This is a genomic window from Halomonas sp. AOP25-F1-15 (genome assembly GCF_052378675.1).
GTDB lineage: Bacteria > Pseudomonadota > Gammaproteobacteria > Pseudomonadales > Halomonadaceae > Vreelandella > Vreelandella casei.
In genome coordinates this window covers 522740-536829 of record NZ_JBQSXV010000003.1, presented here as the reverse complement: position 1 = coordinate 536829, position 14090 = coordinate 522740, and the positions used below count along the sequence as shown (strand labels likewise).

The window sequence follows — 14090 nt, the reverse complement described above, 5'->3', positions numbered from 1 at the left end:
TTTAGAAAGCGCGGCGACGGTAAGTACGGTAATCCGGCGACCAGGACGCTTTGTCAATTAGCTCACGCAGCGTAGTTCCACTGGTTTGCAACGCCACGCCGTTTTGCTGGGCCTGCGCAGCCACCTCAAAGGCAATTGACTTACTGATCTCACGAATGCGCGACAGCGGCGGTAACAACGCACCCTTGCCATCTTTCACCAGCGGCGCTTCGCGAGCCAGTGCCCGCGAAGCGCTCATCAGCATTTCATCCGTGATGCGAGTGGCACTCGCAGCAATAACGCCCAGCCCAATACCTGGGAAGATATAGGCATTGTTGCACTGAGCAATGGCATAGGTACGGCCGTTATAAACAACCGGCGCAAAAGGACTGCCGGTAGCGACTAGCGCCTGCCCATCAGTCCAGCGGATGACATCTTCCGGTACGGCTTCAGCCTGCGAGGTGGGGTTCGAAAGCGGCATGATCACCGGGTGCTCGCAGCCCGCGTGCATCGTGCGCACAACCTGTTCGGTGAAAATACCGCGTTGGCCGCATACGCCAATCAATACGGTTGGTTTGATCTGCGCAATGGTCTCTTCCAGGCCTTGGCCATTCCAATGCGCCACTAACGTGGCGTCATGGGCTAAACGGCGCTGAAAATCTCGCTGCCATGCTTGGTCGTTGGTCATCAGGCCATCGCGATCAACAATATAAATACGCGCCCGCGCTTCGCTTTCGGTCAAGCCTTCGGCTTCCATCGCGACAACGACCTGCTCAGCAATACCGCAACCCGCTGAACCACCGCCCACAAACACCACTCGCTGCTGAGCAATGGTTTCTTCACGGGCCTGGCAGGCGGCCATTAAGGTGCCGACCACCACCGAAGCAGTGCCTTGAACGTCATCATTGAAACAGCACAGCTCATCGCGATAGCGCTCTAAAAGCGGCACCGCATTGGCCTGAGCAAAGTCTTCAAACTGTAACAACACATTAGGCCAACGGCGCTTCACGGCGGCAATAAACTCTGCCATAAACGCGTCATATTCTTCTTGCCCTACCCGCTCGTGGCGCCACCCCATGTACATAGGGTCATCCAACAGTGCTTTGTTGTTGGTGCCCACATCAATCATGATCGGCAGTGTATAGGCGGGGCTGATGCCGCCACAGGCGGTATAAAGCGCCAGTTTACCAATCGGGATGCCCATTCCACCGATTCCCTGGTCGCCCAGGCCTAGAATCCGCTCACCGTCCGTGACCACGATCACTTTAACGTTATCCTTGGTCGCGCTGCGCAGGATGTCATCCATATGTTCGCGATCAGGGTAGCTAATAAACAGGCCGCGGTGATTACGATAAATATTAGAGAATTCCTGACACGCCTGCCCCACCGTCGGGGTATAGATAATCGGCAGCATCTCTTCAAGGTGCTGGGAAACCAGGCGGAAATAGAGCGTCTCGTTATCGTCTTGAATGGCGCGCAGATGAATGTGCTTCTCAAGATCACTATGGCACTGCTGGTACTGGCGATAGACGCGCGCTAACTGATCATCAATGGTTTCTACTCTCTGAGGTAGCAAACCAATCAGGTTAAACGCCAAGCGCTCCTGTTGAGTAAACGCACTGCCTTTGTTCAATAGCGGCATTTCGAGCAAAGAAGGACCGGCGTAAGGAAGGTACAAGGGGCGTTTACTCTGGGTAGTCATAAGCACTCTCTTTTAATGTCTATCACTGCTGCAATGCAGCAACATCGGGCGTTTGCGGCGTTTGGGCTTAATGTAACATGCTCCTGAGACAAAGGTAGAAGAGACCCGTATTAAGCGTAAAAAAATGCCCCGACCAACGGCCGAGGCATCGAACACAATGACACGTTAAAGCAGAACGTGATTAGCAGCTTTTGGCCGCGGCTTGGCGCCCTTCTATACCTGCAAAAAAGAACGGACGCAGCTTTACGCCCACCATATTTCCCGCAAATGCCGCCACCAGCCACACCCAGCCGTGCAGGCTGCCCGAGGCAATACCGCTAAAGTACGCGCCGATATTGCAGCCATACGCCAAGCGCGCGCCATAGCCCAACATGAGGCCGCCGATAATCGCTGCTAATACGGACCTCAACGGAATTTTGAAATTAGGCGCAAAGCGACCAGCCAAGCTTGAGGCCGCCAGCGCGCCAAGCATAATACCGACGTTCATTACCGTGGTAATGTCGTTCCATACACTGGTTTCCAAGGCCGCTGCATTGCCAGGCGCCTGCCAATATCCCCACTGACTGACATCACCGCCTACCAGACCATAGGCCTTGGCACCCCACAGCGCGAACGCAGAGGTAATGCCCCAAGGGCGGCCTGCCAGTGCCAGGGTGGCAAAATTTAACAGCGCCAGTGCCACCGCACCCGCTACCAGCGGCCACGGGCCTGTTAACCAACGCGAATAGCCATGCTTATTGACGACAGGCGCCTGTTCAAGCTGACCATGGCGACGTTTCTCCATCACCCAGGTAAAGGCAGCGATAGCAGCAAATAGCACCAGGCTAACCGCTATTCCGCCGCTTACTCCGGCAACGTTAACCAGCGACACTGGCTGAAAGGCGGGTAAGCTTTGCCACCAAGCAAAATGCGCCGAGCCAATCACCGAACCAACAATAAAGAAAACCAGGGTGATCAACATGCGCGCATTACCGCCGCCCGCTGTAAACAGCGTGCCAGAAGCACAGCCGCCGCCCAGCTGCATGCCAACGCCGAAAATAAATGCTCCAACCAGTACCGAAATACCAATCGGCGAGACAAACCCAGTCACCGGTGTACCAAACAACGTGCCCGCGCCAAGAGCCGGGAAAAACAGCACCACGGCAATCGCCAGCATCACCATCTGCGCGCGCAGGCCACGCCCTCGTCGCTCGGTAATAAACACACGCCATGCGGACGTAAAGCCAAACGCCGCATGGTAAAGCACCATCCCCAGCAGGCCGCCGACAATCATCAGCAGCCCCGTATTGGCTTCAAACACCATCCCCACCAGCAACGCGCCTAAAACAATCGCCGCCGTGGCGATCAGCGGCACACGATAGCTTGCGGGTTCAACAATAGAGGTTGTGGACATAGGTCACCTTTAGCAACACCAAAAGCGCCTGTTAGAAAACAGGCGCTTTTGATAGACATAGACAATAGTTGCAAGCCTAACGATAGTAGTACAACGCGGGAAATTCTTTATTTAGCAGTGCTTATAGCTTTATGGAATATGACAGCTAAGACATAGCAGCTGGCCAAGGTGGGCGCCGCCGCGCAGAGGATCCGGTGTCAGGCCGATGCAGACCAAGGCAGGAGCACTCATATCTTGTAGGTGGCCGCTGCCACCGTAGATGCGTAGAGAACGAATAATGATAGAAGACTTACCGCCAAGAAAATTAGCAACTGCTTTCCTTGGCAAGTAATGAGTGCGTCGGGCAGCATCAATGCTGCATTATTAGTCAAACTCAGAATAGATATTTAGTGACGTTTTCTGTCCCTTTTTGCATCTTTTTTACGTTGAAGTGTATTGAGTCCGTTACCAGCACTATCGATAAGTACTATAAAAGTAGTTACTATAGCAAACACTGCGGATAGACGACTGATCGTCTCTAATACCTCCCATAATGCGCCTGTTAAAATCCTGTCGAACCCAAGGTGCCCGAAGTGCCCAAGTACGAGTGACCCACCGCTTGCAAAACAAATTATAAAGGCCCATATCCGAACCTTGTTGATTAATTTTATCGTCTTATTCATCTTGCCCTCCTCCGATGATGGTGGTGCTTGTTTTACAATGCTGGACTCCGCCGGCTATACCCACACTTGGTCCAAGCCATCCACTTGCCCCTGAAATAGAGCCGCTTCCAAAATCTATAGATCCACCGCCACCCTTGATAGCACCCGCCCGCACGAAAGGGCCCCAAGTTTCGGAAACTCCGTTTTCAAGAGGAGCGGAACTTACGCCGATATTGCCTCCGACTCCGACTCCCCTAAACATACCCAAGCCATACTGCTGACACTCAGTTAACACCCAAGCAGTGTTTCCATTCGAATCATGCTTTATCCCAGTTGATACTGTTTGGCCGAACACACCACCAAACGATTCCGCAGAAGCGTTCGGCTCTACACTTGTGACAAGGCTATCTGCTTGTCGCCTTACCGTATTAGATTGGCTATAAGGCCCACCACCAAGCCCATATACCCCTCTGAGGCCAAGAGGGTCTACTTCTAAATTTGGCGCTGCTGCATATTGGTAAAGATTATCTCCTCCAGCTAACCCAATCGGATCCTGGCTAATATACCGCCCCTGCTGCGGGTCGTAATAACGGTGGCGATTGTAATAGAGCCCACTCTCCTCATCGTGCCATTGGCCCTGAAAGCGAATCGGCTGCGCTGTAGTGCCACGCTCGTTCTTGATTGCCGCCCAGTCGTTGGGTTGGGCCTGCCATTTCGTCTCCCCATTGGGCGCCACCAGTTGCATGGGTGTACCCAGCGCATCGGTGACGAAGGCGCTGATGTGTTGACCCTGCTGGGTATCATCAATGCGCAGCATGGGCACAAAGCTGCCCGGCTCGTAGACTATTGTGGTGCGCTGGTTCTGGGTATCTTCCCGCACGATGCGATCGCCGTCCCAGCCGTAGTGGGTAGTGGCGGTGATGCCGTTGGTATCGCGCACGGTTTTGCTGATGCGTCTTCCTAGGCCGTCGTAACGATACGTCGCATCGCGAGTGTAGCCTAACTCGCTGGCGTGGATGAGGTGCACTAAGCGGTTGGCACCGTCGTAGCCCAGCGTTAAGCGCTCGCCGTTGGGATCTTGTTTTTCGATCAAGTTGCCCGCGCCGTCGTAGCGGTAGCCAATGCCATTGAGTTGATCAAGACGATTGTTGGTGAGGGCCTGCTGGCCGTCTAAGCGGTTACCGGCGGCATCCACAGGATAGCGATGGGCGTTATCGCCATGCTGGCTGCCAGTCAAACGGCCCGCGGCATCGTAGCTATAGGCAATCACTTTGGCTTGATCGCCTTGCAGCGCACGGAAGCTCATCCTACCCAGGGCATCGTACTGGTACTGCTGGCCGCCCTCGTGCTGCGCGCCGCGCAGGGTGAGATGGTTCAGTTGGCCAAGGTGAGTATAGCCGCGCTCCAGAATCAGCGGCTGCGTTTGATCGCCGTTTTCCAGGCTCAGGCGGCGCTGGGTTTCGCGATGCAGGGCATCCGGCGTCAGGTCGATTTCAAGATCTAGATCGGGTGCGCTCATACCGTGTAGATGACCGCTGCCGTAGGTGTGCCAGTTCAGTGCGGGCAGGTCGCCAAACTGGCTTTGTTGGGGCGCGCCGTTGGCGGTGAGCGTATGTTGCTGCTGCCACTGCCAGGCGCTGTTGCCGTCAATGCCGGTATGGCGCTGCTGTTCGCCGGTCAGCCGCTGGGCGTGGTCGTACTGGAACGTGACATCACCATGGTCGTTGGTCACGCTGACCAGCTGGCCGTTGGTACCCCAGCGGTAATGTTCGCTGCTGGCCGGGGCGTGTTCAGTGGCCGGCAGGTGGCGGGCGGTAAGACGGCCGGCGGCATCATACGCGTAGCGCGTGGCCAGCGGCTGATCGTCTGGGCCTGTGCGATTGGCCTCCACTCGCTCAATCAACTGGCCCGCCTCATCGTAGCGGTATTGCTGTTCGCGGCCGTCGGGGCCGGTCTCACTGATCAGGCGATCCATGTCATCAAACGCAAAACGGTAGACCGCGCCGTTGCCCAAGGTAAGTTCGTTCAGGCGGCCAATGTCGTCATAGGCGGTAAACTGCTGGCTGCCATCGGCCTCGATGCGCTGCACCGGGCGACCGTGGTCATCAAAGAAGAACTGTTGGCGGAAGCCTTGCGGGCCTTCAAGCTCCACCAGCCGCCCTTGGGGATCGTAGTGATGGTGCCAGTGGGTGCCATCCGGCTGTTGAGTAGCCAGCCGTTGGCCGCGCACATCGTGCTGGGTGCGGGTGGTTTCTCCCAGCGCATTGGTGACACTGGCCAGGTAGCCGTGGCGGTCGTATTCATACGCCGTGCGCTGCTGGGAGCAGTCGATCTGGGCGGTGACCTGACCCAGGTCGTTCCACTCGCGCTGGTGCGTGGCGCCCACTGCATCAGTCACCGTGGTGGGACGGTCGGGCAGACGCTCATCGCCATAAGCAAACGCCGTCGTGCCTTCTGGCCCGGTCACTTCTAGCGGCTGGCCACGTTCGTTGCGCGTTATTTGCCAACGCTGGCTCTCAGGCCCTTCCACGCTGGCCGTATCGCCCATAGCGTCACGTTTTAGCGTCCAGCGCTGGCCGCCGGGCGTCGTCTGACCGATTACCTGGCCACTCTCATCGCGTTCGATCAGCGTCTCGCGACCCAGCGGATCAACCGTCGCCACCTTGCGTCCGGCGCGGTCGTAGCGGAACTCAATGCGTGAACCGTCAGCGCGGGTGTGAGCGGTCCAGCGCTGGCCGGGGCCACTGCCCACAAAGTGATACAGCTCTTCCCGACCCAGGCTGTCGGCCACCTGAGTGTGATCAACGTGATAAGTATAAGATCGCGCCAGGCCGCCGGCTTCCTGCTGGCCGACCACGCGGCCATCCGGGGCGTGGCGATCCCAGGTGTAGTGGGCCTCCATGCCGCCGGGCACTCGATGGGCGATGAGCATGTGATTCTGCCACTCAAACTCTCGCACCACCTCGCCGTGGCGGTGACGCACGGCAATCAAATCCCCTACGGGACTATACGAGTAGCGCACTAACCAGTCATTCTGAGCGCTGCCGTCATGATCCTGAACCAGCTTGACGCCGGTCAGGCGCTGGCCTGCATCATCGACCTGCTTGGGCAGCAAGGCATCGTAGACGAACTGATAATGGCGCTCGGCGCTGTCGATAACGCGCACCAATAGATCAGCCTCCCATTGATACTGGGTGGTATAGCCGTTGCGGTCGCGCTCTTCGGTCAACGCCCAGCGCGCGGTAGCGTCGTCAGGGCGGGCAAACACGTAGTAAAGGCCGCCCGCATCGCTAAGCACGATACGGTCAGGATTCTGACGCAGCGTCTCATCCAACGCCTGCCAGCGGATATCGTCACTCTGTGCGTTGTCTTGAGACGCTGACGAACCCCCACGGCGTATCCAAAGCTGTTCGGTAGGTGAGAAACGCGCCTGCCCGGGTTCGAGTGGCCCAAAGGTAATGGCTCGACCCTGAGCATCATGGATGATACAAGCATCGTCGCTCAGCGTCATCGCAAGACTTTCGCCGGGTAGCGACCAGCCCTGGCCCAGCACCCCAATCCGCCCATTGCTGGAAAGATACCCACGGCTAAATACAAAGGGGCGCGGTGCCGGTAGCGCAAAATCGGTCTCGGCGGGCAGCAGTTTAGCACCCAGCAGCGGGTTTACGGGACTGCCTACCGCTGGCTCACAAGCGCTACAGTCATCGGCCAGGCCATCGATAATGTCGATAGCATTCAGGGCCAGCGGTGTGGCGGCGGCAATATCACTGCTCAGCAGAGGTGTTTGATGAGGTTCAAGAGTGACATCCTCGCTCTCTTCGGGTTCGGCCTCTCCGGGCAGGTTGGGCAGCACAATCGCCTGCCCCTGGCCACGCCCAGGGCTGCCGCCGGAGTTGATTTTCACCTGGGCGCCGACAATGGTGACGCCGCTCGGGTCGAGTTTTACAAAGCTGCCGCCCGCTTTGAGGGTGATCTCCGCACCGGCCTCTAACACAATCTGCGTACCGGCCTTATGATGGATTTCCTGTCCGGCTTCCAACAGCTGCGCTTCGCCATAAAGCTCATGGCGCGTTTGATCCACCTGAAGGTGGTCATCGCCTTTTACCTGGGTAAAGCGGTCGTTGCGTACCGTTAGGTGATCGTCGTTGTGAATCTCGGTCAACCGGTTGTTGTGCACCTTAAGGTGGCTATCGTTTTGAATTTCTTCAGTGCGGTCGTTAAGCGTTAGCAGCTCCAGGTCTTTCTGGGCGTGGAGCCAGATCTGCTCTTCGCCCGCTTCGTCTTCAAAGCGCAGCTCGTTGAAGCCTTCGGCTTTGTGGCTCTGGGTACGGATGACCGTGCGGGTTTTGTGCTCTGGCAGCGGGTAAGGCGCGGTATTCACGGCGTGGTAGGTGCGCCCGGTGACCAGCGGCTGATCGGGGTCGCCTTCCAGGAAAGAAACAATCACTTCGTGGCCAATACGCGGGATGGCGATACTGCCGTAGCCGCCGCCTGCCCAGCCTTGGGCGACACGTACCCAGCAGCTTGCCGTATCGTTGGGTTCCGCGTAGCGGTCCCAGGGGAACTGCACCTTAACCCGGCCATGCTCGTCGCAGTGAATCTCTTCGCCTTCGGGGCCGACCACGAAGGCTACTTGAGGGCCATCCACGCGGGGCTTGGGATTGGGAGTGGCCTGCCAGGGAGCGTCGCCTGGCGTCAACGTGACGTAGTTAAAGTAGCGGGTCATACCTCCTGATTCGCTGCTGCTGATGCTGTCTTCTTCCAGCGCCTGAGGCTGCTCGCCGTGGTGAATAACGCTGATTGCCTGCCAATCACGGTTGAGGCTGTCAGTATCGTGATCGGTGAGTGTAAAGCGCAGGCCAGGCGCGAGCTCGGGCAGATCACTTTCGGCATTGGCGGTGATGGCCTCGCGGCGCAGCTGCTCCAGGCGAATACGGGTAAACGGTTCGCCGGAGGCGTCCTGCTTATAGCGGCCGGGGTAATCAAAATGTTCGTAGTCAGACTGCTGACCGTGAGCCTCGACATCGCGGCCCAGATGTTCGTGCAACTGGGCGTAAGCCGGGTTCTTGAAGCTGTAGTCTTTCAGCGTGGCGGAGGCTGCAGCGACGCGGGCCTTTTGACTCAGCTTCCGCACATGGCGGCTGGGAGCAGTGCCCCCGGCTCGGCTGTGATAAGTGCGTTCGCCAAGGCTCGTTAGCACTTGCGGATCGTCGGCAAAGATCAGCCGGTGGCCGCCGCCATCGGTGTCTTCACCTCGTTCAGCAAATTCATGAAAGTAGAATAGGCCTTCTTCGGCGGCGAGGCGCTCGATAAAGGCGAGATCCGTCTCGCGGTATTGAACGCAGTACTCGCGCTCAGGAAGATCGCGGTTAACCGCAAAGGCCACATCGGTGATACCGCGCTCATCGCACAGAGTATTAATGATAGTGAGCGGATCGGTCTTCTGGAAAATCCGCGAGTTCTGGCGTAGCGAAAGCCGCCAGAGCGCGGGGCGCAGTACCAGCGAGTAAAAAGTGCGCCTGTGGCCGCGATCACCTCGGCCAAATTCAGCGATAATGCCGTGCACGCGGCGCAGCGGTTCGCCGTCCTGCCAAATAGTTAGGGTAGCTTCGCTATCAAGGAGATCGGCGGCGTCTAGGCTGCCATCGCGGCTAGCCAGATTCAGCGCCAGTTCAAAGGGTTGGGAAAGCGCTTCGCGGTGGGTGAAGTCGATCACCGCCACCTCGTCCACACCGGGGAGTGTTAACGTAAATTGCAGTCCTGTGCTTGTCATCTCAACGTCCCTCTCCTGAACCAGACCCGATGACCACGCCGCCACAGTCCACGCCGTGGCCCGTTAACGCAGCGGGTTTGCCGTCGATTAAAATAGTGCCCGAGCCCTGTGCAATGGCGCGCGGGTGCGTGGAGTGGTTGGGCTTGTCGTGTGGCGCGAGCGGGTCGCCTACGCGAGCGACGGGCTTACCGTCCATTAGCACCGTGCCGCTACCGGCGGTTACCGGCGTAGCAGGAAAACCGTCGTGGTCGGTTCCCATATCGCCCACTAGTACAAATTGCTGGCCCATTGCGGGTACTCCTTATTACATGACTGCATTACATGACTGCTTATTCGTGCGGCTTACTCATCCCGCTTATTCGTCCCACTTTGCGGGCGCTTCGTAGCTGGCGACCTCAAAGGCATCAACGTATTGGCGAGTAAAGCCGGCGGCTTCCAGGCTATCGATGGCCGAGTGGCACACCAACGGCAGGCGTGTCTGCAGCGGTACACCGCTGAGGCTGCGGCGCACGGCCATGAGTAGGCGGGTGCCATGGCCGCTGCCTTTCCACTCTTGGCTGATGTAGAAAAAGCGCAGCTGCCAGGCAGCCTCATCGTCAGGGCGACAGGCCAGCACCATGCCTAGCGGCGGCCCGTCACCATGGCGTAGTGCCAGCAGTCGGCCCTGCCAATGCGCGACCTTACCTTCGTCGCGCTGTAGCCAAAGGCCTCGGTGAACGGTAAATTCCAGCGCCCGACGCAGCGTTTCCAGCACGCTTTTATCTTTTAGCACCCACGGTGAGTGCCCTTTGGCATCCGCGTGGTAGACCGCTTCGATAAAACTGTCGATGTCTTCGCTGCGCGCCTCCACTAGCGGGCGGGCGCGCTTCACGCTGCTCTGACGCTTATGGCGCGTCGTAGGCTGAGACGTGCCGGCGCTAAACAGTTGCTTAAGTTTGGTCAGCATTGCTGCCTCGCTCGGCGTAGAGCGCCGCTGGCAACTGGAAGCCCGCCGCTAGCGGGCGCGTAAAGGGGTTGGCTGAGCCGTTAGCAAACAGGCGATAACGCATCGAGCCGCCATCGACGTTGAAGCGCAGTTCCAGCTCCCGCTCGCTGACACTGGTGATATCGGCTTGTTCTAACAGCCGGAACCAGGCCCAGGCGCCGTCTTGAGTCACGCTGCGCGGAGAGCGGTTGATTTCACTAGGCACCATAGTGACGCGACTTTCATTGCCACCGCGTAAAGTATTGGGCCAAATCATCGAAACACGCTGGCTGGCGCTGTGGGCGTATTCGATCAGTTGGCCGTCCACGCTGATCACACTGCGACGCTTGTCAGGGCTTAAGCTCACCGGCTCTAGGGCGAACTCCACATCCAGCGCGCCGTCGCGGCTAAAGTAGGCGCGACGAATTTGCTCGGCCTGTTGAACGGCGGTGTGCAGGCTATCGCGCAGTAGCGAGTTACCGTCAGCATCAACTAAGTACTCGGGCGCGCCCTCAATAAAGGGCTTTAAGCTTTCTTCATAGAAGGCATCTAGGGTGCCGCTGGGGGCAAAGAAGTCTTCAAAGTCGCTAAGCGCTACTTCACTGGTGGCGCCGGGGGCAAGCGGGTAGCGGCCAGCTAGGCGCTCTTGATAAGGCGCGACCACTTCATCCAGCCAAAGGTGTTCTAAATGACGCGTGGCACTCACCATCATTAGCTGCCAGCTCTGATCAGCCAAATCATGCAGCATTCGGCCTACCGGCTGCGGCGTGTTTTCGGCAATGCGCTGTAGATTGTAAATGGGGTCGTTACCGCGCAGCGAAAGCCGATCACGCACATTCATAAAGGCTGCACGCTCTGCATCGCTCGACTCTTCAATTTCCTGCAGGTAGTTGCGCAACTCAGTGACCGCTACCTTAATTTCCTCAAGCGACGAGGGATTGTCATTACGCGCCTGGCTGAGCTGGTTAATCGGCGTAAAGGGCTGCTCAATGGCCAGCGCTAGCTGGTATCGCTGAGATTCGCGCAGCGCTGCGCGGGCCTGTTCGTCATCCTCGGGCAGCTCAGGATAGAGGCTGGTATTACGTTCAACGGCGTTCAACAACCTGTCTAATGGGCGCTGTGAGCCCACCAGCGCATCCGCCACCACGATGGCCTGATGAATGTCCGGCAAAGGCACCAGCTGCGTATTGCGCAAGGCATCGCGCCAGCTAACGTGATAGTCACTCACGTAGTATTCGCGCAGCGCCGTTTGCAGCTGCTGTTTATCGGCTTCGCTAAAGTTGATGTTATCGCGCTGACCCAACACCCACACGTCGATCAGCGCAAGATCTGTGGCCCGATCAAGCTCTTGTAGAAAGTAATTCTCGAAGCCGTCGCGGGTCACCAAGTGAGGCAGCTGCACGTACTCGGCCTGGTCATTGCGCGCCATAAATACCGTATTGAACAGCGTGCCGACGCTAAGACGCAGGTCAAGCGGTTCACCTTGGCGGCTACCGGCGACTTTCAAGGACGTATACACCCGCTCATCAATCGGCTGACGAGAAAGCTCTTGCTGTGCCGCGTCGATGCTACCTTGAAGCGGTGCCATGGCCTGCTGGGCACGCTGCTGACCGTCAGCAATATGCCCCTTTAGATCGCTATGTATCAACGCGTAGTCAAGGTGTGTCAACAGGCGCTCTTGAACATCGCCTTGCTGAGGAAAGTAACCCTGCCAGCGCTGCGCCATAAAGCGCTCTACCCGCTCAGGCTGACGGCCACTGGCGTCTGACATCATGCGCAGCACGCGCAGTAGCGCTAATTTCGCGTTACTGCCTTCCTCGGAGCGATTCATGTCGTCCACGATGCCGATCATTAATGCCGGCAGGAACTGATTTTCCAGCATCGCCAGATAGGCACGTTCAACCTGGGCGCCAATGATATGCCCTTGATAAAGCCCCATATCGGCGAGGTAAGGCGTGTGCGTGCGGTATTCGGAGAAGGTTTCCAGCGCATAGCGCAGCCTGTCCAGCGGTTCTAAAAATTCATAGCCGCTGGGATCGTCGCTTTGGAAAGCCTCAGGCTGAGTGGCTAAAAACGTTGCCGCCCGCTCTTCTACTGCGGCGAGAGAGACACTGTTCTTTTGATAGAAATGCGCCCAGCCACCGACCAGCCCAACGCCCATGATCAAGCAGGCAACCAGACTAATATTGCGCGCCCGACGGCGCCTCTGAGTCATACGGGCGTTATCGCCCGCCAAGCCCGCTTCGGGATAAATAACTTTATCAAACAACTCTTCGGTGAAATAAAGCGCGCTGCGGGTGGCCCGGTGCGCAGGCTGCACGGTATCGCCCATGCCGTAGCGGCGCGCGGCGGCATCAACAAACGGATCTTCCGGCACGCCCTGCTGATAAACCGAGGTAAAATACGTGCCGCGCACCATCGCCGCCGTTGAAAAGCGATCGCTCGACAACGCCTCGGCCAGAAAGCCGAACAGTACATCGCGCAGCCCCGCTAACTGGCGCACAAACCGGAATACCGACTCACGCTCATCGCGGTCGCGGCACTCGGACAGCATGGTCGGCATATGCTGGTTCAAGCGTGCCAGCATGGCGTCATAATCAGCTTCGAACTCAGACTCCCATTTCCCGGGCGTGTCCATCGACGCCGCTGAAAAGGTAAAGCCAAGTGGCGCACGGCGGGCTGCGCGGGAATAGTGGCGGAAGAAGTCGTCAAAGCCGTGCAGCAAGTCCATTTTGCTAAACGTGACGTAAACCGGTAGCCGGGTGCCGTGACGCTCCATTAATTCACGTAAGCGGCTTCGCAACAGCGCGGCATAGGCTTTTCGCACCGCCACTTGGGCGTGGCTTAAACGGGCTAGATCCAGCACCAGCACAACGCCATCTAACGGCCGCTGGGCACGATTGCGCTCAAGCCAATCGACAAAATGATCCCACAGTCTGCGCTGTAGCTCTTGAGGCTCACCGCCTTCCATAGCGCCCTGCGTTAGCAGCTCACCATCGGGGTCAATCAGCACTGCTTTATCGCCAATCCACCAGTCAAAGCCTAGCTGGCCCTGCTTGCTACTCTGCCCGGATGCTTTCATCACGTGGGTCAGCGCAAAGGTTTGGCCGGAGCGATTGATCAGGCTGGTTTTGCCCGCATTTTCGACCCCCATCACTAGGTACCAAGGCAGGCGATAACGGCTGTTATGGCCACCGCCTAGGCTCGACGTAATCTCAGTCAACACGCTGTCGAGCGACGCTTCTTGTCGCTCCACCTGCGACATAATCGGGTCTTGCTGGCGAGCGTCTTCGTGCTCACGCTCTTCATCCAGGGTGCGCAGCCGGCGCGCTAAGCGGACACCCCAGATCACAGCAATAAGAGTGACGACGGCCAGCGTTGCCAACAGGCGGTTAGTTAACGGGGCAAGCGGCATGACGTCGCGTATTTCCCAACCCGGTCCCAGCCACCAAATAGCGACCAGTAATACGATGAGCAGCACCGCCCACAGCAGTGTTGAGATCCGCAATAGCCCTTTCGCTTTATTACCATGCGCATTGGCACGGTTTTTCGCTGTTTGTGCCCGCGACAAGCCAGGCACCCAGCGGCTCAGCTTTGATGTTAATGTTGACCACATTAGCCTTTATCCCTCGTCCCTG

The 14090-nt window shown here is 57.8% G+C and carries 6 protein-coding genes and 1 pseudogene; all 7 read right to left on the bottom strand.

Annotated elements, in window-relative coordinates:
• Position 1: 1 nt before the first annotated feature.
• The 7 genes and pseudogenes from ACT3TF_RS08355 to tssM all read right to left on the bottom strand — a co-directional run bounded on the left by ACT3TF_RS08355 (position 2) and on the right by tssM (position 14068).
• Positions 2-1681 (bottom strand): NAD-dependent malic enzyme, encoded by a 1680-nt coding sequence (locus ACT3TF_RS08355; protein ID WP_444672014.1) that lies wholly within the window; start codon positions 1679-1681, stop codon positions 2-4.
• A gap of 181 nt (positions 1682-1862) precedes the next feature.
• A complete protein-coding gene (locus tag ACT3TF_RS08350; protein WP_444672013.1) occupies positions 1863-3074 on the bottom strand; it encodes a YeeE/YedE family protein in 1212 nt (403 codons plus the stop codon).
• Between the two features lie 654 nt (positions 3075-3728).
• Positions 3729-7427, bottom strand: a complete 3699-nt coding sequence (locus tag ACT3TF_RS08345; protein WP_444672028.1) for an RHS repeat-associated core domain-containing protein — start codon at positions 7425-7427, stop codon at positions 3729-3731.
• A 60-nt stretch (positions 7428-7487) separates the two neighbouring features.
• A pseudogene (locus ACT3TF_RS08340) lies at positions 7488-9488 on the bottom strand (type VI secretion system Vgr family protein); the annotation flags it as partial.
• Position 9489: 1 nt separating this feature from the next.
• Complete coding sequence (locus ACT3TF_RS08335; protein WP_444672012.1) at positions 9490-9777, bottom strand: type VI secretion system PAAR protein; 288 nt, start codon at positions 9775-9777, stop codon at positions 9490-9492.
• Between the two features lie 66 nt (positions 9778-9843).
• The gene (locus ACT3TF_RS08330) at positions 9844-10434 is read right to left on the bottom strand and encodes a GNAT family N-acetyltransferase (RefSeq protein WP_096277951.1); all 591 of its coding nucleotides are present in this window, start codon (positions 10432-10434) and stop codon (positions 9844-9846) included.
• The gene (gene tssM, locus ACT3TF_RS08325; protein ID WP_444672011.1) at positions 10418-14068 is read right to left on the bottom strand and encodes a type VI secretion system membrane subunit TssM; all 3651 of its coding nucleotides are present in this window, start codon (positions 14066-14068) and stop codon (positions 10418-10420) included. The genes ACT3TF_RS08330 and tssM overlap by 17 nt, the downstream gene beginning before the upstream one ends.
• Positions 14069-14090: the final 22 nt, after the last annotated feature.

Coding starts and splice junctions, on each gene's coding strand:
- tssM (WP_444672011.1), bottom strand. CDS start 14,068: ATGTGGTCAACATTAACATCAAAGCTGAGCCGCTGGGTGCCTGGCTTG.
- ACT3TF_RS08355 (WP_444672014.1), bottom strand. CDS start 1,681: ATGACTACCCAGAGTAAACGCCCCTTGTACCTTCCTTACGCCGGTCCT.
- ACT3TF_RS08350 (WP_444672013.1), bottom strand. CDS start 3,074: ATGTCCACAACCTCTATTGTTGAACCCGCAAGCTATCGTGTGCCGCTG.
- ACT3TF_RS08335 (WP_444672012.1), bottom strand. CDS start 9,777: ATGGGCCAGCAATTTGTACTAGTGGGCGATATGGGAACCGACCACGAC.
- ACT3TF_RS08330 (WP_096277951.1), bottom strand. CDS start 10,434: ATGCTGACCAAACTTAAGCAACTGTTTAGCGCCGGCACGTCTCAGCCT.